Origin of the sequence: Taibaiella sp. KBW10 (genome assembly GCF_003852495.1) — a bacterium.
Lineage (GTDB): Bacteria > Bacteroidota > Bacteroidia > Chitinophagales > Chitinophagaceae > Edaphocola.
The window spans coordinates 314,781-341,190 of record NZ_QAJI01000003.1; the positions used below are offsets into that span (position 1 = coordinate 314,781).

At 42.4% G+C, this 26,410-nt stretch carries 26 protein-coding genes and 1 tRNA gene; 10 read left to right on the forward strand and 17 right to left on the reverse strand.

The features are described from left to right. The first annotated feature begins 31 nt into the window (after window positions 1-31). From DBR32_RS05670 to DBR32_RS05680, 3 genes are read left to right on the forward strand one after another with little or no spacing between them, the layout of a single operon-like run. Window positions 32-508, forward strand: coding sequence for a hypothetical protein (locus tag DBR32_RS05670; protein WP_124635334.1), 477 nt, complete (start codon window positions 32-34; stop codon window positions 506-508). Further along, window positions 501-1,877, forward strand: coding sequence for an HTTM domain-containing protein (locus DBR32_RS05675; protein ID WP_199724367.1), 1,377 nt, complete (start codon window positions 501-503; stop codon window positions 1,875-1,877). Before DBR32_RS05670 ends, DBR32_RS05675 begins: the two co-directional genes overlap by 8 nt. Further along, window positions 1,867-4,068 (forward strand): TonB-dependent receptor domain-containing protein, encoded by a 2,202-nt coding sequence (locus tag DBR32_RS05680; protein ID WP_158605920.1) that lies wholly within the window; start codon window positions 1,867-1,869, stop codon window positions 4,066-4,068. The genes DBR32_RS05675 and DBR32_RS05680 overlap by 11 nt, the downstream gene beginning before the upstream one ends. 68 nt (window positions 4,069-4,136) lie before the next feature. On the opposite strand, the gene DBR32_RS05685 is transcribed toward DBR32_RS05680, so the two are convergent. From DBR32_RS05685 to DBR32_RS05715, 7 genes are all read right to left on the reverse strand, one after another. Beyond that, complete coding sequence (locus tag DBR32_RS05685; RefSeq protein ID WP_124635336.1) at window positions 4,137-5,936, reverse strand: PspC domain-containing protein; 1,800 nt, start codon at window positions 5,934-5,936, stop codon at window positions 4,137-4,139. Next, window positions 5,929-6,273, reverse strand: a complete 345-nt coding sequence (locus DBR32_RS05690; RefSeq protein ID WP_124635337.1) for a PadR family transcriptional regulator — start codon at window positions 6,271-6,273, stop codon at window positions 5,929-5,931. Before DBR32_RS05690 ends, DBR32_RS05685 begins: the two co-directional genes overlap by 8 nt. Continuing rightward, window positions 6,270-6,566 (reverse strand): DUF2752 domain-containing protein, encoded by a 297-nt coding sequence (locus tag DBR32_RS05695; protein ID WP_158605921.1) that lies wholly within the window; start codon window positions 6,564-6,566, stop codon window positions 6,270-6,272. The genes DBR32_RS05690 and DBR32_RS05695 overlap by 4 nt, the downstream gene beginning before the upstream one ends. Before the next feature lie 19 nt (window positions 6,567-6,585). Further along, complete coding sequence (locus DBR32_RS05700) at window positions 6,586-6,927, reverse strand: TM2 domain-containing protein (protein ID WP_124635339.1); 342 nt, start codon at window positions 6,925-6,927, stop codon at window positions 6,586-6,588. Between the two features lie 165 nt (window positions 6,928-7,092). Further along, window positions 7,093-8,400, reverse strand: coding sequence for a dihydrolipoamide acetyltransferase family protein (locus tag DBR32_RS05705; RefSeq protein ID WP_124635340.1), 1,308 nt, complete (start codon window positions 8,398-8,400; stop codon window positions 7,093-7,095). 191 nt (window positions 8,401-8,591) lie between these two features. Further along, the gene (locus DBR32_RS05710; RefSeq protein ID WP_124635341.1) at window positions 8,592-9,452 is read right to left on the reverse strand and encodes a mechanosensitive ion channel family protein; all 861 of its coding nucleotides are present in this window, start codon (window positions 9,450-9,452) and stop codon (window positions 8,592-8,594) included. Between the two features lie 589 nt (window positions 9,453-10,041). Further along, window positions 10,042-10,125 (reverse strand) — tRNA-Leu (locus DBR32_RS05715). 105 nt (window positions 10,126-10,230) lie between these two features. Between DBR32_RS05715 and DBR32_RS05720 the strand changes: the two genes are divergently transcribed. After that, on the forward strand, window positions 10,231-11,043 hold the full coding sequence (locus DBR32_RS05720) for an outer membrane protein assembly factor BamD (RefSeq protein ID WP_124635342.1): 813 nt from the start codon (window positions 10,231-10,233) through the stop codon (window positions 11,041-11,043). After that, entirely contained in the window at window positions 11,030-11,356 is a 327-nt protein-coding gene (locus tag DBR32_RS05725; RefSeq protein WP_124635343.1) for a DNA-directed RNA polymerase subunit omega, read from the forward strand. The genes DBR32_RS05720 and DBR32_RS05725 overlap by 14 nt, the downstream gene beginning before the upstream one ends. A 94-nt stretch (window positions 11,357-11,450) precedes the next feature. Here DBR32_RS05725 and DBR32_RS05730 read toward each other — a convergent pair whose 3' ends face one another. The 5 genes from DBR32_RS05730 to DBR32_RS05750 all read right to left on the reverse strand — a co-directional run bounded on the left by DBR32_RS05730 (window position 11,451) and on the right by DBR32_RS05750 (window position 16,840). Continuing rightward, a complete protein-coding gene (locus DBR32_RS05730; protein WP_124635344.1) occupies window positions 11,451-11,801 on the reverse strand; it encodes a hypothetical protein in 351 nt (116 codons plus the stop codon). After that, entirely contained in the window at window positions 11,794-12,366 is a 573-nt protein-coding gene (locus DBR32_RS05735; protein WP_124635345.1) for an RNA polymerase sigma factor, read from the reverse strand. The genes DBR32_RS05730 and DBR32_RS05735 overlap by 8 nt, the downstream gene beginning before the upstream one ends. A 59-nt stretch (window positions 12,367-12,425) precedes the next feature. After that, window positions 12,426-13,007 (reverse strand): thioredoxin family protein, encoded by a 582-nt coding sequence (locus tag DBR32_RS05740; RefSeq protein ID WP_124635346.1) that lies wholly within the window; start codon window positions 13,005-13,007, stop codon window positions 12,426-12,428. A gap of 109 nt (window positions 13,008-13,116) precedes the next feature. Next, window positions 13,117-14,265: a PQQ-binding-like beta-propeller repeat protein gene (locus DBR32_RS05745; protein ID WP_124635347.1), complete on the reverse strand. Its 1,149-nt coding sequence runs from the start codon at window positions 14,263-14,265 to the stop codon at window positions 13,117-13,119. Between the two features lie 85 nt (window positions 14,266-14,350). Beyond that, the gene (locus DBR32_RS05750) at window positions 14,351-16,840 is read right to left on the reverse strand and encodes a gliding motility-associated C-terminal domain-containing protein (RefSeq protein WP_124635348.1); all 2,490 of its coding nucleotides are present in this window, start codon (window positions 16,838-16,840) and stop codon (window positions 14,351-14,353) included. Between the two features lie 241 nt (window positions 16,841-17,081). On the opposite strand from DBR32_RS05750, the gene DBR32_RS05755 reads away from it, so the two are divergent. Beyond that, on the forward strand, window positions 17,082-17,681 hold the full coding sequence (locus tag DBR32_RS05755) for a hypothetical protein (protein ID WP_124635349.1): 600 nt from the start codon (window positions 17,082-17,084) through the stop codon (window positions 17,679-17,681). Then, a complete protein-coding gene (locus tag DBR32_RS05760) occupies window positions 17,678-18,760 on the forward strand; it encodes a cytochrome-c peroxidase (RefSeq protein ID WP_124635350.1) in 1,083 nt (360 codons plus the stop codon). Before DBR32_RS05755 ends, DBR32_RS05760 begins: the two co-directional genes overlap by 4 nt. Here DBR32_RS05760 and DBR32_RS05765 read toward each other — a convergent pair. The 3 genes from DBR32_RS05765 to DBR32_RS05775 are packed head-to-tail and all read right to left on the reverse strand — an operon-like array spanning window position 18,757 to window position 21,363. After that, complete coding sequence (locus DBR32_RS05765; protein WP_233559672.1) at window positions 18,757-19,584, reverse strand: ion transporter; 828 nt, start codon at window positions 19,582-19,584, stop codon at window positions 18,757-18,759. The two genes, DBR32_RS05760 and DBR32_RS05765, sit on opposite strands and share 4 nt — an antisense overlap. Window positions 19,585-19,610: 26 nt before the next feature. Beyond that, window positions 19,611-20,654, reverse strand: coding sequence for a uroporphyrinogen decarboxylase (gene hemE, locus DBR32_RS05770; protein WP_124635352.1), 1,044 nt, complete (start codon window positions 20,652-20,654; stop codon window positions 19,611-19,613). A 22-nt stretch (window positions 20,655-20,676) separates the two neighbouring features. After that, window positions 20,677-21,363 (reverse strand): uroporphyrinogen-III synthase, encoded by a 687-nt coding sequence (locus DBR32_RS05775; protein ID WP_124635353.1) that lies wholly within the window; start codon window positions 21,361-21,363, stop codon window positions 20,677-20,679. Between the two features lie 89 nt (window positions 21,364-21,452). On the opposite strand from DBR32_RS05775, the gene DBR32_RS05780 reads away from it, so the two are divergent. Continuing rightward, window positions 21,453-21,818: a CoA-binding protein gene (locus tag DBR32_RS05780; protein WP_124635354.1), complete on the forward strand. Its 366-nt coding sequence runs from the start codon at window positions 21,453-21,455 to the stop codon at window positions 21,816-21,818. 144 nt (window positions 21,819-21,962) lie between these two features. Here the strand turns inward: DBR32_RS05780 and DBR32_RS05785 are convergent, their stop codons facing one another. Together DBR32_RS05785 and DBR32_RS05790 are read right to left on the reverse strand one after the other, a co-directional pair. Beyond that, window positions 21,963-22,562, reverse strand: coding sequence for a hypothetical protein (locus DBR32_RS05785; protein ID WP_124635355.1), 600 nt, complete (start codon window positions 22,560-22,562; stop codon window positions 21,963-21,965). Window positions 22,563-22,682: 120 nt separating this feature from the next. Beyond that, on the reverse strand, window positions 22,683-23,228 hold the full coding sequence (locus tag DBR32_RS05790) for a hypothetical protein (protein WP_124635356.1): 546 nt from the start codon (window positions 23,226-23,228) through the stop codon (window positions 22,683-22,685). 141 nt (window positions 23,229-23,369) lie between these two features. Here DBR32_RS05790 and scpA point away from each other — a divergent pair, with 141 nt between their 5' ends. Further along, window positions 23,370-25,487: a methylmalonyl-CoA mutase gene (scpA, locus tag DBR32_RS05795; protein ID WP_124635357.1), complete on the forward strand. Its 2,118-nt coding sequence runs from the start codon at window positions 23,370-23,372 to the stop codon at window positions 25,485-25,487. A gap of 194 nt (window positions 25,488-25,681) precedes the next feature. Continuing rightward, the coding region (locus DBR32_RS05800; RefSeq protein ID WP_233559673.1) for a phenylalanine--tRNA ligase subunit alpha at window positions 25,682-26,410 on the forward strand (729 nt) is incomplete at its 3' end.

Here is a 26,410-nt window from a genome sequence, read left to right on the forward strand (position 1 = left end):
ATATTTGCTTAAGCCCTCAAAATATATATACATGAACCAAAAACGCATCGTATCCTATATCCATGCCCTGCTAACGCTGGCATTAGCTGCTTTTTTTATCTACAAAGGTTTTCAAAAATTTGAACCGGGAAAGCTGCGGGAAAAAAATATTAAAATAGAAAACCAGGCGGATATTGTACAAAAAATCCTTGTAGAGAAAAATTATGCCGCACCCTATGGATATGATCTGACGATGAACACCTTTCGCCAAAGCGGATTTCTGAAGGTAATCGGTATTTTTCAAATCCTTTCGGGTTTGCTGATGCTTTTCCCTCAAACCAGAATGGCGGGCCTGCTCACCTTACTACCGATTATACTGAACATTTTCCTGATGCATTTTGTCTTTGACAACCGGCCACATGAAAATATAGAGACCGGCCGCTATTTGGCCGCAACAATTCTTCTTTTGTCATTTTACTACAAAAGATTGCTCCCGGTCTTGTGGCACAAAAAGGTAAACCTTGCCTGATTCTTTACTAAAACATACGCGCATAAATCAACTAAGGAAGCCCATTTACTCGGCTTCCTTAGCTACTTTCAGGATTCTTTTCGGATTGATGATTGTAGCCAGTATGCTGCGTTTTTTTGCCAAAGGCTGGATCGAAACCCTTTATATTAACCCCGGCTTTTATTTTAAGTATTATGGATTCAACTGGGTAAGCAATTGGGGTAACTATACGTATTGGTTATTTGCGATTTGTGGTATCAGCGCCCTGTCATTTGCCTTAGGCTTGTTTTACCGGATTTCTGCGGTGGTACTGTTCCTGAGTTTTACCTATATAGAACTACTCGACAAAACAAACTACCTGAACCATTATTACTTTGTGAGCCTGGTTCTGTTTCTGATGATTTTTTTACCGGCCCATAGCAACCTGGCCTTAGACAATATCCGGAAACCGGCAACGCAAAAACGACAGGTACCCTTATGGACTACTGCAAGTATCCGGCTCTTACTTGGAATAGTATATGTATATGCCGGCCTGGCGAAGTTAAATTCAGACTGGCTATTGGAGGCCATGCCCCTAAAGCTGTGGCTGCCGGCCAAAAATGATCTTCCGCTTCTGGGCAATCTGCTGAATAAAACCTGGGTCGCCTACTTTTTCAGTTGGTTTGGTGCGGCCTACGATTTGAGCATTCCCTGGTTGCTTTTTTATAAAAGAACCCGAATACCGGCTTATTTGACGGTTATAGCGTTTCACATTGCGACTGCAATCCTGTTTCCTATTGGTATGTTTCCTTATGTGATGATCCTGTCAACCCTTATCTTTTTTCCTTCCGCCGGTATAGATGCTTTTTGGATTAAGATAAAGGCTATACTTCCCTCCATACCTTTGGCCAAACATTATAATGTCTATCATTACCACCCGCTCGCCAAACGGCTGACGGGTATCGTATTTATCCTTTTCTTTACGATTCAGGCGCTGCTTCCCTGGCGGTATTTATGTTATAAAGGAACATTATTCTGGACCGAAGAGGGATATCGCTTTTCCTGGCGGGTGATGCTCATGGAGAAAATGGGTTATGCCCAATTTGTCGTTAAAGAGGAAGGCAGCGACCGGAGGGTGGGCATCAACAATAATGAATTTTTGAGTCCTAATCAGGAAAAAATGATGAGTACACAGGCCGATTTTATCCTGCAATACGCCCATTTCCTGGCCGGGCATTACAAAAGTATGGGCTGGAAAAACCCAAAGGTCCATGCTACGATTCATGTTAGTGTCAATGGCAGAAGAAGCGTGCTGTATATTGATCCGAACAGGGATCTGGCACAGGAAAAAGATAATTTTACACATAAAGACTGGATCACTCCATTCAACGATATTATTTATGGCTTATAAATACGTGCTATTATTTGCATGCTTCCTTATTGCTACTCCAAGAATCTTTGCGCAAACGGACTCCCTGCGGCAAGCCAGGGTTTTAGATGAAGTACAGGTTAACGATAAGGCATCAAGCGATTTTGACAACCTGCGCAAGATTGATGGGATGAAAATTACTGTAGGAAAGAAAACGGAGGTAATCAATGTGGAGCAACTCACGGTAAACAAATCTAACAATAATACTCGGCAGCTATATGCCAAGGTCACGGGGCTGAATATTTTTGAAAATGATGGTTCCGGATTACAGCTCAGTATTGGTGGCAGGGGCTTGGATCCTAACCGCACCGCAAATTTCAATGTACGCCAAAACGGGTATGATATCAGCGCCGATGCACTGGGTTATCCGGAAAGTTACTATACCCCACCCGCCGATGCCCTGCAAAGGATCGAGATCATAAAGGGCGCGGCCAGTCTTCAGTTCGGTACCCAATTTGGCGGTCTGGTCAACTTCAAAATGAAACCGGCAGGGGGCAATAAACCTTTCGAACTGACCTCTAAACAAACCCTGGGTTCCTGGAATTTCTTTGGTTCGTTCAACCGCATTAATGGCCATATCGGCAAAAAAATAGATTATATCGCTTATGCGCATTATAAACGTGGGGATGGCTGGCGCCCCAACAGTGGTTTTAATGCGATCAATGCTTATACCGAAATTACCTATAGGGTGAATGATCAGCATAAGATCAGCTTCCAATATACCCTTCTTAAATACCTGGCGCAACAACCAGGCGGTCTTGATGACCGAATGTATGCTCAAGATCCGCGTCAAAGCAACCGCGCACGCAACTGGTTTGATGTTAGCTGGAACTTGTTCAGCATCGAATGGCTGAGCCAAATCAGCCCGAACACGAGCTTACAAACTACTGCTTATGGTCTTATGGCGCACCGGAAAGCACTTGGGTTCCGACCAAATCGACCTGCACAGACCGATCCCGGAGGAAAGCGTGACCTGCTGATCGGTACTTTTCAGAATTATGCACTTGAATCCCGTTTGCTGCATCATTATCAATTATTCGGAAAAAGACAAAGTGCCTTAATCGGAGTAAGGATTTACAAGGGCAATACTTTAAGTAAACAAGGCAATGTAGACAATGGCAGCGGTGCTGATTTTACGTTCCACAAAGAAGTTGATGAGCTGATCAGCGATTATCGCTTCCCAAATCTGAATATGGCAGCTTTTGCAGAACAGGTTTTTCGCTTGTCGGATCGATGGAGCATTACGCCCGGTCTTCGCTTTGAATTTATACAAACACGCTCGACGGGTACGTTTAATGAAATCATCTATGACCTGAGGGATAGTATCATTAGCAAAACGGCGACTCCGGAATCACGGTCTTTAGCCCGCAGCTTTCTTATAGGCGGGCTTGGCAGCAGCTACCAATTCCGGCAAGACCTGGAACTGTATGGCAATATTTCACAAAATTATCGTTCGGTGACTTTTAGTGATATACAATTGGTGAATGCCTCTCTGGAAATTGACCCCAATATCCGCGATGAGAAAGGATGGAGTGCCGATTTGGGCTTAAGGGGTAACTTAGGAACAAGCCTTCGTTTTGACATCAGTGGTTTTCATTTATACTATGGTAATAAGATTGGCGAGTACTTTTTTGCCCGGACAAACGGGCAGGTGATTCGCAGAAGGGGCAATATCGGGGTCGCCCAAATTTCGGGATTGGAAAGTTTTCTCGAACTCAATATCCTTCATGCCCTGGCAAAGCAGGAAAAACAATTCAAACTATCGGTATATTCTAATCTTGCCCTCACCCATTCGCGCATCAGCAAAAGCAAGCTTCCGAATGTACTGCATAAACAGGTAGAGTATGTACCTGAAGTAAACTGGAAAACAGGTATACAAAGCCAGTATAAACAGCTGAAAGTATCGGTACAACTCAGTCATTTAAGCCAACAGTACACCGATGCCACCAATGCCACTTCGGGCAATTTCAGTGGAGTAATCGGTTTGTTACCGGCTTATACCTTAATCGATCTCTCGGCCGCCTGGCGCTGGAAATACCTTTTGATTGAGCTATCCCTTAATAACCTGGGTAATGCTACGTACACCACCAGAAGAGCAACCGGATATCCGGGACCGGGCATCATTCCGGGAGAGGGCCGGGCCATTTATGCCACTTTGGGGGTGCAGTTGTAAGCTATTTATAAAAAAGCCACCCGACGAGAACGTCGGGCGGCTACCGTAAACAAACTATAGACTAATAGTTAAGGTAATGGGCTGATGCTGCCATCATTTTCCATTTTATATAAGGTATTGGCTTTCCAGTTTGGATGATCATTTACATTGATTGTATAGCCTCTGTGTCCTTTAATTCTCCAGGATTTGGAAAAAGATTTAGGGATATCACCCATACGGAATACTTTGCCTTTGGGAATCTGCACTTCTGCGGTCAGCAACTGGCCTCTGTATACTTTTGGTCCTCCGAGAGAGATGTACCTTGGAAAGCTCAGCCCGCTGCTATCCTGGGCAAAGCGGAAAGGCATGGCCGTGGCATATTGTTGTGCCGTAGCGACATTTTTCCCGTTACTTTGCCTGATCAGGTTTAAATGATAGAGGCTATCGGCGCTGGGCACTACTTTTACACTCATGGCTTCAAATTCATAGCCTCCGGCAACGGTTTCCCTCACAAAAGTAAAGTCCTCTGCACTGGTTGATATTGAATCCCTGATCTGTCCGATAGTGAGTGTATCCTTTGGTTGGACCATAGACAGCCTTTCTTCAAGAATAAATTCTTTTTTTACATCTGAAAAAAGATCGCTCCCAACATAAAATAGGGTAAAAATACTCAGCATGAAGGTGATGCCTAAACCATAACCCACCCATTTGTTGGTCTTTTTGGGCTTTTTGATCAGGTGTATCAACCATCTGATGATCGCCACGATAGGAATGACAGCTGCTAAAATAGCCGATATATATAATAAACTTGACTGCCACGAATGCTCAAAGATGATATTGGAGAAGGGCATGACGGCGACACCCAAAGTCGAGAAACCAAAGAGCAGGGCCAGTAAACCGATCAGAATGGCAATAAGCACCAGTGCCAGGGTACCCAGCACAAAGAATAAGATCGTATAAGCAAATATTTTCAGCAAGACCACGAAAAAGTTGCTTCCGGAATTGCGTACCGGTGTAGGAACCGCACTATTTTCTGTTTTCAAGGCCGCACTGAGGTTTTGCACATCAATTTTTTCGCCGCGTAAATCCATTTTATCAGTCAGGGTTGATGCTTTTGGCAAAATAGCCCAAAGGACAATATACAAAAGGGATAACGTTGGAAATGCCGCTGTCGAAAAGGAGGCCAGCTCATTTTCATTAATGATATTGAAAAAGATAATCCCTAAGAGCGGAAAGGCAAAGAATAAGCGCAGCCAATTAACGGATACGTTCATATATGCGGACAGTCCTTTACAGACGCCTCCTAATATTTTACCATCCAGATCGCGGTATAATCTTCTTTTTAATTGGGTTGTGGGGATAAAGTAAGCCGGTAAAGCGATCCACAGTAAGAAGTACAACAGTACACCGCTTCCATAAAGCAAGGTTAAGAGCACAAAGGCAATCCGCACTACGGCAACATCTACATTCAGGTAAGATGCGACACCACTACAAACCCCTCCGAGTATTTTATCGTTGGCGTTACGCACCAGTTTTTTTCCTGATGGCTGTGCCAGATTGCTCTGAGGCAGGCCTTGTGCCGGGCGCAGCTGTTCTATTTCCGGTTCTATAAATTCGTCGGAAGTTTCCATCACGATTTGTTCCGGGCTGCCCATTATTTTAATGACCGATTGTACATCTTCTTTTGCGATGGACACATTGTCTTTTTTCAGCTTGTCATGAAAAAGTTCTGCAATACGGTCTTCCATATCGCTATAGATTTCCATGCCGCCTTTTTCTTTTCCAAAATGTTGTTTTAACCAATTGAGGTACGTGGTGAGTTGACTATACGCTTCATCATCGATGGGCAACAAACGCCCGGCTAAGTTGATATTGATTACCTTATTCATAATCTATGGCATTAGCGTTAATAATATTGTTTACGGCATTACTGAGCTGATCCCAGGTGGTGGCGAGTTCCTGATAAAACTTTTCCCCTTCTTCTGTGAGGGAAAAGTATTTTCTTGGCGGACCGGACTGGCTTTCTTCCCAACGATAATTCAATAAAGTTGCATTTTTGAGTCTTGTCAGTAAAGGATACAAGGTACCCTCCAGTATGTTAAGGCCGGCTTGCTTCATTTTATCTAAAATCTCTGAGGGATAAACTTCCCCATTACGGATAATCGACAAGATGCAAAACTCCAACACGCCTTTTCGCATTTGCGACTGTGTGTTATCTACATTCATGGCACTTTTTTTGTGTGAACAATTTTATTATATATGTTGATCCATTGTTGCAACAGACTGTATCCTAAAACAGGTATCAGTAAAAACAGAAGGGCGTTATGATGCCAGGCCAGCGTAATATCTCCTTGCAGCAAAGCGCTTACCGCTCTTGAAAGGCCACAACCCGGGCAATCGACCCCAAATGCTTTTTTGAACAAACAAGGAATACTTATATCCAAACTGGTATATTGGTTCAATAGAAGGGTTGCGATATAAAGCAATCCAAATCCTATATACCATTTGTTCCGTTCCAAAAAAAGGATTGTTGCTTGCTTACAGCCCTTTATTGGTGATATAGTTTCCGTCATTGTCCTTAAAATTGTTGGTAATGATCATGATCAGGTCTACCAAAGCCCAGATACCACAACCACCTAAGGTTAATAACTGCACTACCCCGATACCGATCTTACGGTTGTAAAAACTGTGCAATCCAAGGGTACCCCCAAAGAAACACAAGAGCAGGGTTACCAACCATCTGTTTCCTTCTTCATTATTAACCAATCCGGAGGTGCCCGGAGCAGCCATTTGTCTTACGCCACATTTAGGGCATATTTCTGCATTTACATTGATCACTGCACCGCAGTCATTACAATACTTTTCTGTTACGTTAGTCATATACTTTGTTTTTTAGGTTATTGTTTACATTGCAAAGATATGTACTTAATTAGGTACTTTACAATACATAATACTATATTTAGCACTTATTTAACAATTAAGGTATAAAACAAAAAAAGACGGCTTTCGATGAAAGCCGTCTTTTGGTACTAAAATTAAGTAAGATTATATAGATCTGTTAGGGTCAAATGCTTCTAATTCATTGGCTACAGCCGTTAAGAAACTGGCTCCCAAAGAACCATCTACGATTCTGTGATCATAACTTAAGGACAAGTACATCATCTGGCGAATGGCAATCACATCACCTTGTGGTGTTTCCAAAACCATAGGACGCTTTTTAATGCTTCCTACAGCCAATATAGCTACCTGAGGTTGGTTAATGATTGGTGTTCCCATCAAGCTTCCGAAAGTACCTACATTCGTCAGGGTAAAGGTACCGCCTTGTGTATCGTCAACTTTTAATTTATTGATTCTTGCTGCATTGGCCAAACCGTTTACATCTTTAACGATGCCCAAAAGGTTTTTTACTTCTGCATTTTTGATTACCGGCACAATCAGGTTACCACTTGGCAAAGCCGTAGCCATACCGATGTTGATGTCCTTTTTGATGATAATTCTATCCCCATCAATACTGCTATTGATCATTGGGAATTTCTTTATACAATTTACAATGGCTTCAATGAAAATCGGTGTAAAGGTGATTTTCTCTCCGTATTGTTTGAGGAATGCATTTTTGTTTTTATCTCTCCACTGTACCAGATTGGTTACATCACATTCTGTAAAGCTGGTTACGTGTGGTGAAGTAGATTTACTACGCACCATGTGTTCTGCAATCAGCTTACGCATCCTGTCCATTTCCACAATCTCTACATTACCACCCGGATTGGTTGTGGCAGGAGCAGGTGTTGTGGCAACAGGAGCAGCTACAGTAGCTGCTGCCGGAGCAGGGGCCGCTATAACAGCAGGTGCTGCACCTCTGTTGGATACATATGTTAAGATATCTTTTTTCGTTACACGGCCTTCATTGCCGGTACCCGGTATATTTTCCAATTCGGTCATGCCAATGCCCTCTTTAGCAGCGATATTCAATACTAAAGGAGAGTAAAAGCGATTACCGCCAGTTGTTCCGCTCACTACGGGTGCTGCTGTTGCAACCGGCGCTGCCGTTACTGCAGGAGCCGCTTGTGCAAGGGGTGCTGCAGCTTGCTGTGGAGCAGGTGTTACCGCGCCATCACCAGATTGGATACGGGCTATAACCGTACCAATAGGTACCACATCATTTTCTTTAAATAAAATTTCAACAATAGTACCGGCTGCAGTAGAAGGCACTTCACTATCCACCTTATCTGTGGCAATCTCCAGTACTGTTTCGTCCATCTTAACAGCATCTCCCGGTTGTTTGTGCCATTTCAATACAGTGGCTTCCATTATACTTTCGCCCATTTTAGGCATGATCAAATCTACTACAGACATATTTTTGATTTTATATAAAAAATTTCTCGGCAAATGTAAATCATTGCCGCTTAGTTTCAAAAAAAATAGCGATTATTCTATAGCCAACTCCCGACTATAATATAAAATACAGTCTTGGTGAGGACGCGCTCCCCTTGGCTGTGGAACAGGCGATAAAATACCTATAAAAGCGAGATTCGTTATAAATGCTTCTAAGCCTGTTTATTAATAATGACGTGGGTAGGTGTAGGACCAGCGATTCCATTGGCTTCAAAAGCCTTTTTGACCAGTTCTGTTACCCCAAAATAAACTTCCCAGTAATCAGCCTGTGTGGTGTAAGGCCTTACGGCAATTTTGGTCATAAAATCAGAAACACTGCTGACGACAAATTCCGGTGCCGGTGTTTGCATCACTTTAGGATGTGATTTCACCGCCGCTAAAGCGATCATTCTGGCCTTATCGACGTCCTGATCATTGGCAATGGCCATATTAATGTCTACCCTTAAATTACCATGTGTATTAAAATTGGTGATCACACCGGTGGATAAAGGCCCGTTGGGCAGGATAACCGTTTTGTTTTCGGGGGTAAGGATTACCGTGCTGAAAATACCCAGCTCTTTAACCACACCGGCACTGCCTTGTGCTTCTATAATATCGCCAACTTTGAACGGACGGAAGATCATCAACATGACGCCCCCGGCAAGATTGCCCAACGATCCGTTTAATGCGGCACCAATACCTACAGCCGCACCGGCAAGAATGGCCGAAAAGCCCATGATATTAATACCCAGAATACCGGCGATAGAGAGGAATAAAACGAGTAAAAGGGTGACTTTTAGGAGAGATAATAAAAACCCGGACAGAGAGGCATCAAATTTTTTATGAGCAATGGATCTGCGCAGCAGCGCAACCACACGATTGATGATCCATTGGCCAATGAGGTAGACCACAATGGCACCCAGTATATTAGGGCCGTAATCAAATAAAAGGTCTTTTGCCTTTGAAGCCCAGGTAGAACCAATTTTAATAGCCTGGTCGGTAGGGATAGAGACACTTTGTAAAAAGATGTTCATAACATTGTTTTTTAAAAATGAATAAAAATCAAATGTATAACAATAAGGATATTAAAAATATTTTTAGTGGAGGATTTACATTTCATTAAATATGTGCGCTTAACAAACGTATTTCGAATGATGTTATCGTTTGCGGGAAATCATGAGCTGTATTTTTTGTGGTATTGGGGTATATTATATAATCGTCCGGCGCAAATATGCTCCCAAAAGAGAAAATGAGTATGCTCTTTTAGGAAACAAAGACATACTTTCTTCTTTTGGTTTCCATTTATCACTATGCTACCTTTTGCCTTGATGCAAAAGGTAGCGCCAAAAAATCAAGGTGTCGGTCGGTAGTCAAACTCACTGCGCTCGGACAGTGGTTTACGCCTTTAGCGACCGAGCCAATGTAATTTTCTTAACGCCGGATTTATAAGGCCACAAAAGGACGAATGAAAGGGTTGTCTATATATGGATCGTCCTAAAAGAGAAATCACCCTAGCTTTAATTAAAGGACAGGTCATTATACACATTCAAAATATGTTGGTGGTAAAATTTTAAGCAAAAAAAAAAGCGGACAATCGAAAATAATTTTCAATTGTCCACTAGGTGCGGCAGAGGAGATTCGAACTCCCAAGTCCTTGCGAACACAACGACCTCAACGTTGCGCGTCTACCAGTTTCGCCACCGCCGCATGTTTTTCAGAAGTGTGCAAATATATATACAATTTTGGAGAGTTTATACGTTTTTATCATAAATTAATATCTTTAATTAAAAAATCGTATTTTTGCAAACTATTATGCGCAAACTTTTAATCATTGCATCCCTTTTCACAATACTCCTTTCTTCTTGCGGAGGCGTGGAGTCTTATTTAAAGAATAAGGATGCCAATTTCAGATTGACAAAGGCCAATGAATACTACGAGAAGAAATCGTGGTATAAAGCAAATGCTTTATACGCTTCTCTGATCCCGGTTGTACGTGGTACAAAGAACTATGAAGAGCTGGTATACCGCTATGCTTATTCTTTCTACAATATGAAAGACTACCTGAGTTCTTCATACCAGTTCCGGACTTTTGTAGACAACTTTCCTTCCAGTAAAAGAGCGGAAGAATGTGAATATATGTATGCCATGAGTTTGTATAGTGATGCGCCCAAACCTAGTTTGGATCAATCCAGTACGATTAAGGCAATGGCGGCTTTACATACCTTCACTTCTTTGTATAAGAATTCAAAATACACTTCAGACGCTAATAAGTACCTGGATATTTGCCGTGCAAAATTAGAACTGAAAGAAGCGAACGCCGCAAAATTGTATTTTGATATGGAGCAGTTCCAATCCGCAAAAGTCGCCTACAAAGCAGCTTTGGATGAATATCCGGAATCGCAGAATGCCGATTATTATCATTATATGATTGTGCGTGCCAATTACCGCTACGCCCTGCGCAGCAGACTTGAAAAACAGGAAGAACGCTTTGCAGAAGTAGTATCAACTTATAATACTTTGAAAGAATTATATCCTCAATCAACTTATCTTAAAAACGCAGAAAGTATTAATGTGGCTGCGACTTCTCAAATTAATAAATTACGTAAAAATAATGAGCACAACTAAAAAACTCGTTTCGTCTTTAAACCCATTGATCGAAACTCGCGACGTAGCCGCAATGAAAGAAAAAACGGGCAATATTTATGAAACTATTGCTGTTATTGGCAGACGTGCAAATCAAATCAACGTTACGATGAAAGAAGAATTACATCGTAAATTAGAAGATTTCGCAAACCATACGGATACTTTGGAAGAAGTTCATGAGAATAAAGAGCAAATCGAAATTTCTCGTTTTTATGAGCGTATGGCCAATCCGGTACTGCAATCAATCAACGAATTCAATAACGATAAAATTTATCATCGCAAAAAGGATCAATAAACTCCTTTATGCTACTATAAAAGACAAGGCGCTATCTGCAACAGATAGCGCCTTATCTTTTTATGATCAATCGAAAATTATATTTATAACACTCCTATCGTTTGACCCCAAAATGGAAAAACAAATAGCAGATCACTATAAGCAAGAGCAACAATACGGTAATAACCATACCCTGCCAATGCCCCTGAATGCCTTTCTTTTTCTTCCCTTTTGAAGCCGTCTGTTTTCGGATTTGCTGTTGCAGCTGTACCGTGATGTTTTTTATTTTTTGTTTATCCTCCAGCTGCTCTAAACCTTCTACCGCATCATTCCAAAAAGGATCGTCCAGCTTATCCGATTCTGTATCATGTGCCTTATCAGGCGGCATGCTGCCCGAAACATAATTCCATAGCTGCTCCTCCTCATTAAGGCGCTCTTTCTGATATGGTATTTTATGCTTAGACATATTTGGCGTCTTTTTTAATTTGTTCTATCAGTATTTTCAGGTTTCGTTTCCCATTCTGAATATTACTTTTTACCTCTTTTATAGTATATGGACTTTCTGCGACGATCTGCTGATAGCTTTTCTTCTGCAGGTAAAATAATTCAATGCAATGACGCTGATCTTCTTTTAATAAAGCGATCGCCTGATGTAAGTAGTGAATATTTTGCTCTTCCTTCCAAAATTCGGCATCGGCGACTTCTGTTTCAGAGTGTACGTATTTCAAGGCTGTATCTTCTACAAAGTTTTTCTTTGTTCTGATCTGCGAGATACAGGCATTTTGAGCAATCCGGTATAACCAGCCTCCAAAATTATCGATTTTATATTTCCCTATTTCCTGCAATGCTTTTACAAATACCTGCTGCACCATATCTTTCGCTTCATCTTCGTCTTTCAGGTATTTCATGCTTACCCCGAAGAGTCTCATGGTATACCGGCTCAACAACTCTCCCACATACACATTATTGCCTTCTTTATAGTAAAGAGCGAGCAGCGTTTCTTCGGAGATATGTTGTACGTTTTCTTGCAATGTTTCTTGAATTGAAGGCTTATATCAAAGATGCAGCCGCTGATAAGATTCCATAAATATTATACCAGATCAGCCAATTCATCCTGGGTCTGGCTTCCTTTATCTTTGGTATACCATTGATGCATTTCCAATTCAAAGGCTTCAAAATCCCTACCCTTAGGATCGGCTTTCCAATCGTTCATTAGGGCTTGTGCCCCTTCTGGTCTTGGCCCCCAACGAAACAACATTTCATCCTGATCGTTAAAACAGACTAATACCGGAATACTTTTAGTGCCATTTGTCAAGTATTGATTGATAATGGCTTCATTTTCGTCTCTTAATACAATAGTCAACGGAATAGCCGCCGCTTCGGCCAATGCCGCAATTACGGGCAGGTTTTGCGCACTATCGCCACACCAGGCTTCTGTAATAAGCCACCAGTTTTGTCCCGGTTTTGCTTTAAGCTTTGTGATCAGATCTTCGCGGGGTACAAACGTTTTGTTCCAGCGCTTCATGCGTTGATAATTCAGCTTGGTATAGAAGGCATATTTTTCATCTTCCGCCTTTTCATCTTTTGCTTCATTATGAGTGATCACCTCTTCGGCGTACTGCATAAAGGCCGTGTAATCAAAATTGCGTAATGCCGTCTTAAAGATATTCATATCCGTGCTTGTTCTGTTTTAAGTTGTCAAAGATAATATTTTTATGCTTGACGCGAAAAAGGAGCTGAAAGGTTTCCCTTCAGCTCCTTTCTAATAATACTTTTTTATTTTAGTACGGATAATTACCGCTAATGGAGGGTACAACACTACCAGAAATAGTATCTAAGATCATAGATGCATTCATGGTTGCATTGGTATTGTAAGTCCATTTTTGGGCTCCGGTTTCGCTATTTAAAGCATATAAATTTTTATCGTAAGAATTGAAATACAATGTATTTCCATAGGCCAAAGGAGAACTGGTGATCACGCTGAAGCTTAAGAATTTCCATTTCAGGGTTCCGTCAATGATATTTAAAGCATACAAGTTGTAATCATTAGACCCGAAATATACATTTTGATCATATACAAAAGGGGAAGAAGAAATACGATCGGCTGCGGTATATTTCCAACGTAATAAACCCGTAGCAGAATCAACAGAATACAATTGACGGTCATTGCTACCCACAATTACATTACCACCGATAGAGATCGGAGAGCTCTTAATTGCAGCACCGGTAGGGTATGTCCAATAAGTACTACCATCATTAGAATTGAAGGCATATAACTGACCATCGTCATTACCGGCATACAGGTAATTGCTGTTTGCGGCACATATAGAAGAGTTAAAAATACCGGCACCGGTTACACCTTTTTTCCATACCTGGGCACCTGTAGCGGCTTTAAGCGCATATACATTTGTATCTGCTACAAAAAATACTGTTTTGTCCGTTCCTGTTTTAATCACATTTATTGTCGGTGTCGTTAATACCGGAACACCGGCTGTGTAACTCCAAACGGCGTTAAAATTATCATTAGGATCGATCAGCTTAACGGTACTTCCTATTGGAATTACTAATTTATTGTCATACACCAAAGGCGTACCAAATACAGGCCCACCCAAAGATTTTGTTCCCTCAATGGCACCATTTTTAGGATTGATCTTATAGATCATACCGGCAACATCTACAACATAGAGCTTCCTGGAGATCACCACAGGCGTCGCGTAAACATCATTATTGACTTTAGCTTCCCAACGTTTTGTACCAGTTCCCGGCTCTAAAGCATATACCGTTTTATTACTATTTACGGCATATACAGACGCCACATAAGGGATTGCCAAGGCATCATCTGTACTATAGGTTTTCTTACAGGATTGTAAAGAATACATCATAGAAAGCAAAGCAGCACTACCTAAAACTATTTTCTTCAGAGTTGTCATTAATATCTATTTTCTTATGTTTTGTTACTTGTTATAATACCTGATGCGCGCGCCTTCGGCGCGCGCATCAGCATCAGTGCTGTATTTATCTGATTAAGGTTACATTTCCTTGATAGCGTTCTTCAAGGCCATCTTTGAACTTAACATTAATGATATATACATATACACCTCCAGGTTGTTCTTTACTGTTTAAGGTACCATCCCAACCTCTACCATCGGTTTTGGTTGTATAGAATACTTTCTCTCCCCAACGGTTAAATACGGTCATTTCAAAACTAGTAACGCCTCTGGACAATAAGCTTCTTGGTAAGAAGAAATCACTATTACCATCTCCGTTTGGTGTAAAGGCATTTGGAATATCGATATAACAATCTTTCTTGATGGACACACTATCCGTAGTAGAACAATCTGCGCCATTAGTAGCAGTGAGGCTATATACTCCAGGACCTTTAGCAGCAATAGCAGATGTCGTTTCACCAGTATTCCATTTATAAGTTACACCTGTATTAGTTGCTTTATTTTTAAGGGTGATTGGTACACCACGATAACACAGTGTAGTATCTCCACCTAAATCAACCACAGGGAAATTATTAATCGTAATATTTTTTGTATAACTCACATCCGGACAACTTCTGTATGATACCGTCATTTTAACGGCATAACCACCAGGAGTAGGATAAGCATAACTGATACCTGGCAAAGCAGCTGTTTGTAAGGTTCCGCCATCTCCAAAATCCCATGATACACCTGTCGGATTAAATCCATAGTCGGTAGTCACATTAATTTTTTCTCCGGCACAGATATTCGTGCGATCAATAATAAACTCAGGTGTCATTACAGAATCGACAGTTACCCATTGCTGTGTAGAGTCAATACAACCAAATTGGTTCACTGCTTTTAACTTGATTAAATAGCGACCGCTTATAGGATATTGATGGGTTGGCGTTTGCATGATAGAAGTTACACCATTACCAAAATCCCAATGCCAGCTTACAAATTCGTTATTCGTATAGTTCGGGTTAAATACAAGATTTGTATTCACACAAGTAATAGAATCGGTTTCAAAGCGTGCTTTATAAGTAGGCGAGTCTACAACTACGTCAAACTTACGTTTACATCCTCTGCGGTTTTCCACTTCAACAATGTAATTACCGGCAGCAATATTTTTGAAGGTATCTCCCAGATTTGTAAAGTTCACAGATTTCAACACATTGAAAGCAGGATCCATCCAGGTAATTTTGAATTTCGAAGTATCATTTAGTGGTTGCTTAATCCAAGCCAGGCCATTAATCTGATCACGGCAAGGTGGCTGAGAGCCAACTGTAAAGTTGCCGTTAAACTGTAATACATATACGGTATAGGTTACTGTTTTAATGCTGGAAATCGGACAACCATCATCTCTATACGTAATAAAGAACTGATAAGTACCGGCAGCAACCGTATTCAATATCCAGGAAAAATGTGCCGTAGGATTAGGAGTACCGTTATTGGTTACATTAAAGGTAGCACCGGTAGGAATATTCGTAGCGGTAATGGTTACATTATCACCTTGCTGATCGGTTACCGGTACATCAAAGGCGAAAGTTGCCGTTTGCGCTTCACAAGTTTCAAACTGAACACTGCTTGGAGTGCTTGGTAATAAGTCGCCGTTTTGCGCGCCGGATACTGGTGTGGAAGGTGCCGTATTGGTACAATTTTGTAAAATTACGAATAACATTTCACGGGAAGTTGTACCGACAATCACTCCATTTCTAGTCTCCGTTACTTTGGTAACTACAACACTATTAACCAGTGCATTAGGTGTAAAGTCTGTTTGACCTGTTGTTCCGGAGAAGATAAACGTGCCCGGAGCGGCAGGTAAAGGTTGTACTGCCGTATAAGGAGCTGTATAAGTAACATTAGCAGTACCCAATGGGTTGGTAATAGCAGACACCATGCTAAAACTCATTACATCACCTTCTGTTTCTACCGCACCAAGGCTAAAAGACTGAGGTTGGTTCAGACAGAAAAATGGAGAAGGGTCTGAGGTAAAGGTTGGTGAGCTGTTTTGGCCGGCCACATTATTCAACGTAGCAGCAATATACATCGTACCTACGTTTGAGGCATTTTGAATAATATTACTTCTACCAGCCGAGGTAGTTACTAAATCACTGTTAAAGGCAAAACGCCAATCCGCAGAGGTTCCGTTCAGAACAATATTACCGCGGAAGGTAAATTTCTTGATCCCAACAATGGTTCCGCCAGGACTACAAGTAGTGCTCGTCAGCTGAGTGGCACATACGGGAGAAATAAGGATATCACTTTCTGCATTCACTCTTGGAATGTTTACCGTTGAGATCAAAGCGCCTGCATTATAAATATTTAAGCCTGCAGAACTTGCCCCGGTAAAAGAACCGAAGGCAGCACCACTACAATCCCCATAGATAACTATCTGTACCTGATAGGTATGGTTTGTTCCTGTAGAAGAAACATATTTATAGGTTACCTCTCCGCCTACAACATGGGATGCAAATGCATTATTGCCAAACAGGAAGCATAACACGGTACACAACAATAGGGAATAAATTTTTCTCATAATCAAAATTTATATTTTTTTAAGTTTTGAAACCTCATGGTAAAGTGTAAAAAACCCAATATGATGAGTAAAAGTAAAAAAAATGTTTCTCAAATCATAATATTGAGTCCTTTTTTTTTAACATTTCGATAATTACACTCTTCCCATACCCATAAGACGGCTTCCCTAAAATATTGGTTGGAAAAACATTACGATATTTTAAAATATTGATATCTCCATCTAAATCGCTTATTTTTGTAGTATGACAAAGTATGTTTTCTATATTACCTTTATATGGGCTACCCTAGCCTGTTTCGGCAGCTTTGCGCAGGAATATGAACAAAAAGAGGAAGACCATACCCATAATTTTTCTATTCCCGAATCTTTTATTTACAATACTAAAAACTGGACCAATACAAACATACTAAACCAGCAGGAAGTTGTGCTTTGGAATATGTTGGATAGTGGCTATGTCATTATTCATGAATATTTTATGATTGACTGCCGCCCTTGCATCACTGCAGGGAAAGGTTTGGAAAAAGTTGTCGCTTCCCTCAAAGAAAAATTTCCAGGAAAGATCAAATACTACCAAACCGTTTACGAGAACGAATCTACGGAGAAAATGGCCAAAAAATGGGTCAAGGAAAATAAATTTACCCCCGATGCTTTATTTATCAAAGGAGCAGAAGAAGTAGCTTTTTACGGAGGAATGGGCATGCCCACTATTGTGGTCGTAGGTGATGGACCAAGACATAAGGGTTTCTATAAACGCCAAGGCTATACGCCCTTAGAAAACGGCAAAATCATTAAAGCAGTACGACATGCGGCAGAAGTATCTAAGAGTAAATTTGTAGCAGAATGAAATTAAGTAAAACATGGCTGGCCGTTATTGGACTGGCTGGCCTTTCGATTATCCTCAGTGCTGCTCAAAAAGAAAAAGCAATTACTTACAAGCCTACACCGTATAAGCTTTCCCTCCCTGAGTTTGTGTATGATTATTTTGAACCGATGCCTATGCCGGCCAATAACCCTATGACCCAGGAAGGAGTCGCGCTTGGCAGGTATCTATTTTATGATGGGATCCTAAGTGAAAACAGAACTATGAGTTGCGGAGGCTGCCACCGGCAGGCCAATGCCTTTTCTGATCCCCGCCAATTTAGCTTTGGCGTACGCGGCGACCTTGGTATTAAACAATCGATGAGCCTGGTCAATTTGGGCTGGAGTCATTTTTTATTTTGGGACGGACGTGCCAAATCGCTCGAAGCACAGGGCCATGATCCTATTACCAATCCCATCGAAATGGCCAGTAACTGGAAACTGATCCTGCCAAGGTTACAGACGCATGCCGATTACCCGAAAATGTTTTATAAAGCTTTTGGAACGACAAAGATTGACAGTAGCCTGGTTTTAAAGGCACTTTCTCAGTTCCAAAGGAGTATCGTTTCTTTCAATTCAAGATTTGATGCCTATTTTTTCGGTGGGGATGCCAGTGTATTTACCAAAGAAGAAGAGCGGGGCATGGATTTGTTTTTCAGCGAAGGCGCCTCCTGTAACCACTGCCACAGTGATGTATTGTTGACCGATAATTTTTTCCGTAATAACGGCTTAGATCTCAAACCGGATTCCGGTATGGCCAAAAATACACTGTTGGCAAAAGATATTGGCAAAATGAGGGTACCTACCCTGCGCAATATTGCCCTTACCGCCCCGTATATGCATGATGGCCGTTTTAAGACGCTGGAAGAAGTGGTTAATTTTTATTTTGATAAGGTGAATGCACAATCACCCAATCTGGATGAGCACATGACGATGCTCACCAATCGTGTGTATGTTCCGGAAAGCGACCGTAAGGCTTTGGTGGCCTTTTTAAAAACCTTTACCGACTCTACACTGATACAAAACAAGGCCTATAGCGATCCTTTTGCTTTTGATGCAGACTAAGCTTCTTGCTGTATTTTCTCCCCGCAGACTTTGCAGTACCGCGCATCGGCATCATTATCCTGGTTGCCGCACCGGTCACAATCTTTAGCGCCTTTCTTTATTTTTTTAAATTCCTGACCTACAATGCCGGTGGGCACCGCAATAATGCTATAACCACAAAGCATGAGGATCACAGCAAAGAACTTCCCGATGGCTGTACCCGGAGATATATCGCCATATCCTACCGTCGTAATGGTTACAATAGCCCAATAGATGCTTTCAGGAATGCTATGAAACCCGTTTCGGCCGTCTTCGATTACATACATCAAAGCCCCGACCACTACAGAGATCACGCTAATAAAGAAAAGGAAAATAAAGATCTTACGATAACTATTCCGGAGTGCATTGAGGATATAAGCTGCGTCTTTCAGATAAGCCATTAACCTGAAAATACGGAATACCCGCAGGAGCCGCAATAAGCGAATAATCATTAAAAAGTGGGCACCCGGGAAAACAAGGCTCAAATAGAAGGGCAATAAAGCCAGCAGGTCAATAATCCCGAGTGTACTCAGTACATAAGCCCGGTTGTTCTTGATACAAAGCAGGCGCAGCATATATTCCAGCGTAAAGAATATCGTGAGTATCCATTCCGAAATATAAAAGGCATTAAAATGCTTACTGTAATTGCCAGGTAAAGATTCCATTATGATCAATACCGCACTTAATACAATTGCACCCAATAAAATAATATCGAATAACTTACCAGCCGGTGTGTCCGAGTAGTAAATTATTCGATAAACTTGCTTACGCCATCCCTCTTCAGGGATCATTTTTTCCTTTGTCAACACAAGACAAATATATTATTTATCTCTTATTGGTGTTTAAAGTTTTTCACGGTATCTACAAAAGCCTTGGCGTGTGCCACCGGTACATTCGGTAAAATACCGTGCCCAAGGTTCGCGATATGTCTGCCCGGGCCAAAGGCTTGCAGCATGTCCTTGGTTTCGGACTCGATCACGCTGATTGGCGACAATAACCTTGCAGGATCAAAATTGCCCTGAAGGGTAATGTTGCTACCGGCAAACTGGCGCGCCATATGCGGCTCTATACACCAATCTATACCTAAGCCATGTGCTCCGGTATCGGCCATTTCCTGCAAAGAACCCCATGCGCCTTTGGCAAACACAATTGTAGGTACTTCGTCTTTTAAAGCAGCTACGATCTGGCGTATATATTGTAAAGAGAACAGCTCAAAATCTTTTTTGCTCAACAAACCACCCCAGCTGTCAAATACCTGCAAAGTATCTGCACCGGCAGCCACCTGCCCTTTTAAATAGGCGATAGTCGTATCGGTAATCATTTGCAGTAATTGATGTGCCAGTTCGGGTTGTTGATAACAGAAGGCTTTAGCCTCATCAAAGGTTTTGCTTCCCTTGCCTTGCACCATATAACACAAGAGTGTCCAGGGCGCTCCGGCAAAACCGATTAAAGGCACGCGGCCATTCAGTTCCTGTTTGATCAGTTTGATCGCGTCAAATACGTATGACAGGGTTTCATCCACATTCGCCACGCGTATGCGCTCCATATCTTTCGCCGTTTTGATCGGATCTGGCAATAAAGGACCTTGCTTTTCAATCAATTGTACTTCCAGACCCATTGCCTGGGGAACCACCAAAATATCAGAAAATAAAATCGCTGCATCTACCCCCACAATATCTACGGGCTGCAAGGTGATCTCACAGGCCAGTTCAGGGTTTTGACAACGTTCAAAAAAAGAATACTTATTACGCAAAGCAATGTATTCAGGAAGGTAGCGGCCTGCCTGGCGCATCATCCATACCGGTGTGCGTTCTGTAGGTTCTCCCAAAAGGGTACGAATAATTAGATCGTTCTTTAAAGTAGTATCTCTTCTCATTTATAAATGATTATTATAATATTTATTGTTCAAAATATTCCATTGCAAATTGCAGTAAGGACGCCTCTCTGGGCCGGTCACAAACCATCACTTTATCCACAAGCCCTTCAAGCGCGCGCGCGGTCGTGTGCCCAATCGCAAAAACAGTTGTTTTTTCCGCTATCGTATTTGTTCTAAAAAAGCTACTGACGGCACTAGGGCTAAAAAACAAGAGCGCATCGTATTGCTTTTTTACGGGGGCCGTTTGCAAGATCGTTTTATACAAGCCTATCTCTTCAAATGCAATGCCCAGCTTGGTTAATCCATCCGGAATCGTCGACAGGCGCTGATCGCCGGAAAAAAAGTATAAAGGCTCCTGCATATGCTGCGCTACGATATGTAGCAAGAGTTCTACTGCATAAGGACTGGTTGCAAGCAACGTAGCCTCTGGTAATAAAGCCTGCACGGCTTCAGAAGTCGCCCCCTCGATACAATATACGCAATCAATCTCCGGAAGGTTTGCCCGACCGGACACATAAGCATTTACGGCATTTACACTGGTGAAAATTCCTGTGCCTTTTGGCCTGGGCTTCTGTGCCAGCGCCTCCATTGCGACAAACTCAATCCTGATAAAGGGAATACAGGTAATGTCAAAACGGGTACCCTCCGCTGCCGCTAAGGTATCGGCTTTCAGTTCCTTTGTACTCAATATCGAAAATCGTTTCTGCATGCGGCTTAATTGCCTGCGAATTTACAATAAATTATGAAGGAGGGTTTTAAAAGAATATGTAATTTTAGTGTAAAATAAAAGAAACACAAATGGCAAATAAGAAAACACTCGTGATTGGTGCTTCCGAAAATCCGGATCGGTATAGCAATAAAGCGATCCATATGTTGCGTCGTTTCGGTCATGAGGTGGTTGCGATCGGCGCCAGAGCCGGCGAGGTGGAAGATGTATCATTCGAAAAAGAAATGAAGCCTTTTGAAGCGATTGATACCATAACGCTTTACCTGAATCCTCAAAATCAAAAAGCATATTACGATTATATCCTGTCGCTGAAGCCTAAACGGATTGTCTTCAATCCGGGCACAGAGAACAGCGAACTGGAACAAATGGCGGAAGAGCATGGTATTGTTCCTCAGGAAGCTTGTACCCTCGTTTTGCTCAGTACCGGGCAATATTAATCCGCATCTGCACCATATTCTTAACAAGAAGGAGCAATATTCCTCCTTAAAAGGTTTTGATTGATACTGCTAATGCAGGTACAAAACGAAAGCGGTATTCCGAATGGAATACCGCTTTCTATCTTTTAATAATGAAATGTTCTTTTATTGATAGATACGATAATATACCCCACCAAAAATAATCCCTCTTGTGCTTAGGGCAACCTCGGTATAACCGCCGAAGCGCCTTCCCCAGGTGGCACCAAAAACAGTTAACTGCGCCGTAGGATAAAAATAATTGGTCCGGTCAAAAGGAATATTGGGATTGGGCTGATCGGGATGGTATAGGGAATAACCGCCACCCACTAAAAAGCCGCTATACAAAGCAAAATCTTTACGGACTAACCAACGGTAATTAGCACCGATATTGAGGTTGATAAAGGTACGGTCGTGATCATTATCGGCAAGAACATTACCCCGCTCCATACGGTAGATGAGGCGCTCTATGCCACCGTGTAATAAGAATTGTAAATGTTTACTTGCCCCATAAGTATATCCCAATTGTGCAGAAAACATACCATTTTCGCCTGCTTTCGTGCCGGCAAGACTTTTGGAGTACCAGTTATCATCCCGGGCAGCGACACCGGAAGGTAAGCCGATACCCACATGCAACTGATGATACCGCTCTCTATCCTTTGGTTGCCGGGCATTACGGATCGATACCTTATTGTATTTTTGAGCCGACAGGCCCAAAGTACTTGCCATCAGGAGCGTGAATATTATGAAACGGGTTAGCGACATGAATGATTTATGGTTTTGACACTGCAAGATAAGGCTATAACGCAAATGTTGCAAGTAATAATACCCGGAATCCCGGTCGTTATTTTAAAAGCGATAGTTTAACCCTACCTTGACCAGGTACATACTGCCATAGCCCAGCTCCCCCATAAAACGCGCTTTTTTACGGCCGCACAGCAGCCCCAGCAAGACCGCCTGGTACTCGAAGCCTCTTTCCCGTTTCGTTACCACACCGTAATAGTTATCATCATGCCCGGCAAGATCTTTACCATAGCCTACTGCCAGTGCGCTATATATGCGACAAGGTCGATCTTCTTCTTTTTGCCAGCAATACCGCATCTTTACCAAAGCCGTGAGGTACTGCTGGTAGGCTTCCTTGCTGTTTACATCATTTATATCTCCTTGCTCATCATAATAAAATTCCAATCCGAAAGCCACCCGACTAGACACCACAACCATACCGCCAATCGAAAGCAATGAAAAGTATGTCCGATAGGCATCCATATTCTCGGCGCTCAGCCAGGGATAGACGGCAACCTCCCGGGCATTGGGGAATTTCAGGCCGATCTCAGCTTCAAACTTCCATTGCCTTTTCTCCTTATAAACTTTACCCTTAGTGTTTACAATCCCCACACCTTTGTATTTTTGTGCGGCGGCAGAAGGCCATTACGAGCAATAGAACAGGCAGATAAGCGTAGAATAAGCGAGACGACATTGTGTAGGCTTTTTTAATTAACTTTGTTGCCAATCTATTTATTATCTATTACAGCCAAAATGCGAAAAGATTTTTCTGCAATTCCATTTGTAAATACAAAAAAAAAACAACAAAGCCCCACTGCCACTTTCGTAACGGCAGAAGGAATTGCTGTTCAAAATAATTTTTCCTTATCTGACCTTAAAAATAAAAAGCAATTACAACTGGTTGCGGGCATCGCTCCTTTTTTGCGTGGTCCTTACACCAGTATGTATGTACAAAAGCCCTGGACCATACGCCAGTATGCCGGTTTTAGTACAGCAGAAGAGAGTAATGCTTTTTACCGCCGTAACCTGGCTGCAGGGCAAAAAGGACTTTCAGTGGCCTTTGATCTTGCCACACACCGGGGCTATGACAGTGACCATGAGCGGGTTGAGGGTGATGTAGGAAAAGCAGGGGTTGCTATCGACTCTATCCTGGATATGAAGATCTTATTTGATCAGATTCCACTGGATGAGATGAGCGTTTCCATGACGATGAATGGTGCGGTATTGCCTATTCTGGCGTTTTACATTGTCGCGGCAGAAGAGCAAGGTGTATCGATGGATAAGCTGAGCGGAACCATACAGAATGACATTTTAAAAGAGTTCATGGTGCGTAATACCTATGTGTACCCACCGGAACATTCCATGAAGATTATTGCAGACATATTCGAGTTTACCTCCCGCAATATGCCGAAATTCAACTCCATTTCGATCAGTGGCTACCATATGCAGGAAGCCGGTGCGACTGCAGATATCGAACTGGCTTATACTTTAGCCGACGGTTTGGAATACATCCGTACGGGTATTAAGGCTGGATTGCAGATTGATGAATTTGCACCAAGGCTCTCTTTTTTCTGGGCTATAGGTATGAATCATTTTATGGAGATTGCCAAAATGCGCGCCGCTCGTATGCTTTGGGCTAAAATTGTAAAAGAATTTAACCCGACAAAAGAGAAAAGTATGGCTTTACGTACCCACTGTCAGACCAGTGGCTGGAGCCTCACCGAACAAGATCCTTTCAACAATGTGGCCCGCACGGCTATTGAAGCACTGGCAGCAGCCATGGGGCATACCCAAAGCCTGCATACCAATGCCCTGGATGAGGCCATTGCCTTACCCACCGATTTCAGTGCGCGGATTGCCCGTAATACCCAGATTATTTTACAGCAGGAAACGGATATTTGCCGTACGGTAGACCCTTGGGGCGGATCGTATTATGTAGAATACCTAACGGAGCAAATCGCCGAAAAGGCCTGGGCGCTGATTGAAGAAGTAGAAGCCCTCGGGGGTATGGCTAAAGCCATTGAAACGGGTGTACCCAAAATGCGTATCGAAGAGGCCGCTGCTAAAAAGCAGGCCCGTATCGATGGCGGACTGGACATCATTGTAGGGGTAAATAATTATACAACAGACGAGAAATCGGATATCGAAATCCTCGAGGTGGATAATACCAAAGTGCGGATTCAACAACTCGCCCGCCTTAAGGAATTAAAAGATAACCGGGACAATGATAAGGTACAGGCCGCACTCCAGGCCCTGACCGATGCCGCTAAATCCGGAACAGGCAATCTCCTGGCACTGGCTATTGAAGCCGCAAGGTTAAGAGCGACCTTAGGGGAGATTTCTTATGCATTGGAAACGGTATTTGGCCGTTATCAGGCACGTATCAGAAGCATTGCCGGGGTATACTCTAAAGAAATAGCTATGGATGAAAATTTCCAATTGGCCCGTAAGATGGCCGATGATTTTGCCACACAGGAGGGCCGTCGTCCCCGTATTATGGTTGCCAAAATGGGCCAGGACGGGCATGATCGCGGTGCAAAAGTAATCGCTACCAGCTTTGCCGACCTTGGTTTTGATGTGGATATCGGGCCGCTATTCCAAACGCCTGCAGAAGCGGCTAAACAAGCGGTGGAAAATGATGTGCATGTATTGGGTGTATCCAGCCTGGCAGCAGGACACAAAACATTGGTACCGCAGGTAATCGAAGAATTGAGAAAATATGGCCGGGAAGATATTATGGTCGTAGCTGGTGGGGTAATCCCCCAACAGGATTATGACTTTTTATTTCAAGCCGGGGTGAGCTTTGTCTTCGGACCGGGCACGATTATCGCCAAAAGTGCGATTGAAATACTAAAAAAACTGATGGTATAAATCAGTTCAAACATAAAAAATCAAAAGCCCTGTATTTGCATACAGGGTTTTTGATTTGGGAGATACTTTCGAATTGTACTAAAAAATCAATGTACAGGACCCTAAATCCATACAAAATAAAGGAGGACAGTGATCAAAGTTTAAAAAATATTGTATTTAAATAAAAGCGAGTTAAATATTATATTTGCAGTCTTATGGAATTTTTGAAACAAAAGGTTGCTGCGCTTCAGCAGGACATAGCCAACATCATCCCCACCAATGCCGATGAACTCGAAGCATACCGCATACAGTTTTTAGGAACTAAAGGTTTGGTGAAAGAGATTTTTGCGGCAATGAAGGATGTGGCACCTGCAGATAAAAAAGATGCGGGCCAGTTACTGAACGCCTTCAAACAATTTGCAGAAGGCCATTACGAGCAATTCAAACATTTACAAGGTGGCCATCAGGCCCAAAAATCTACGATTGATTTATCCCTGCCCGGCACACAAATGCCGGTGGGCACGCGTCATCCTTTGCGGGTGACCGAAAATGAAATTGTCAGTATTTTCAATAAAATAGGATTTACCGTTGCCGAAGGCCCCGAAATAGAGGACGACTGGCACAATTTTACTTCGCTGAATATGCCTGCCGACCATACGGCAAGAGATATGCAGGATACCTTCTATGTGGCCCAAAACCCGGATTGGATTTTGCGTACACATACCTCGTCTGTGCAAGCCCGTGTTTTAGAAGAAGGTAATCTCCCTGTTCGGGTTATTTGCCCCGGTCGTGTGTACCGCAATGAAACCATCAGTGCCCGCGCGCACTGCTTCTTTCACCAGACGGAAGGCTTGTATATCGACAAAAATGTATCTTTTGCAGACCTGAAGCAGGTGCTGTATTATTTTGTAACGGAGATGTTCGGAAGCAATACTAAAGTACGT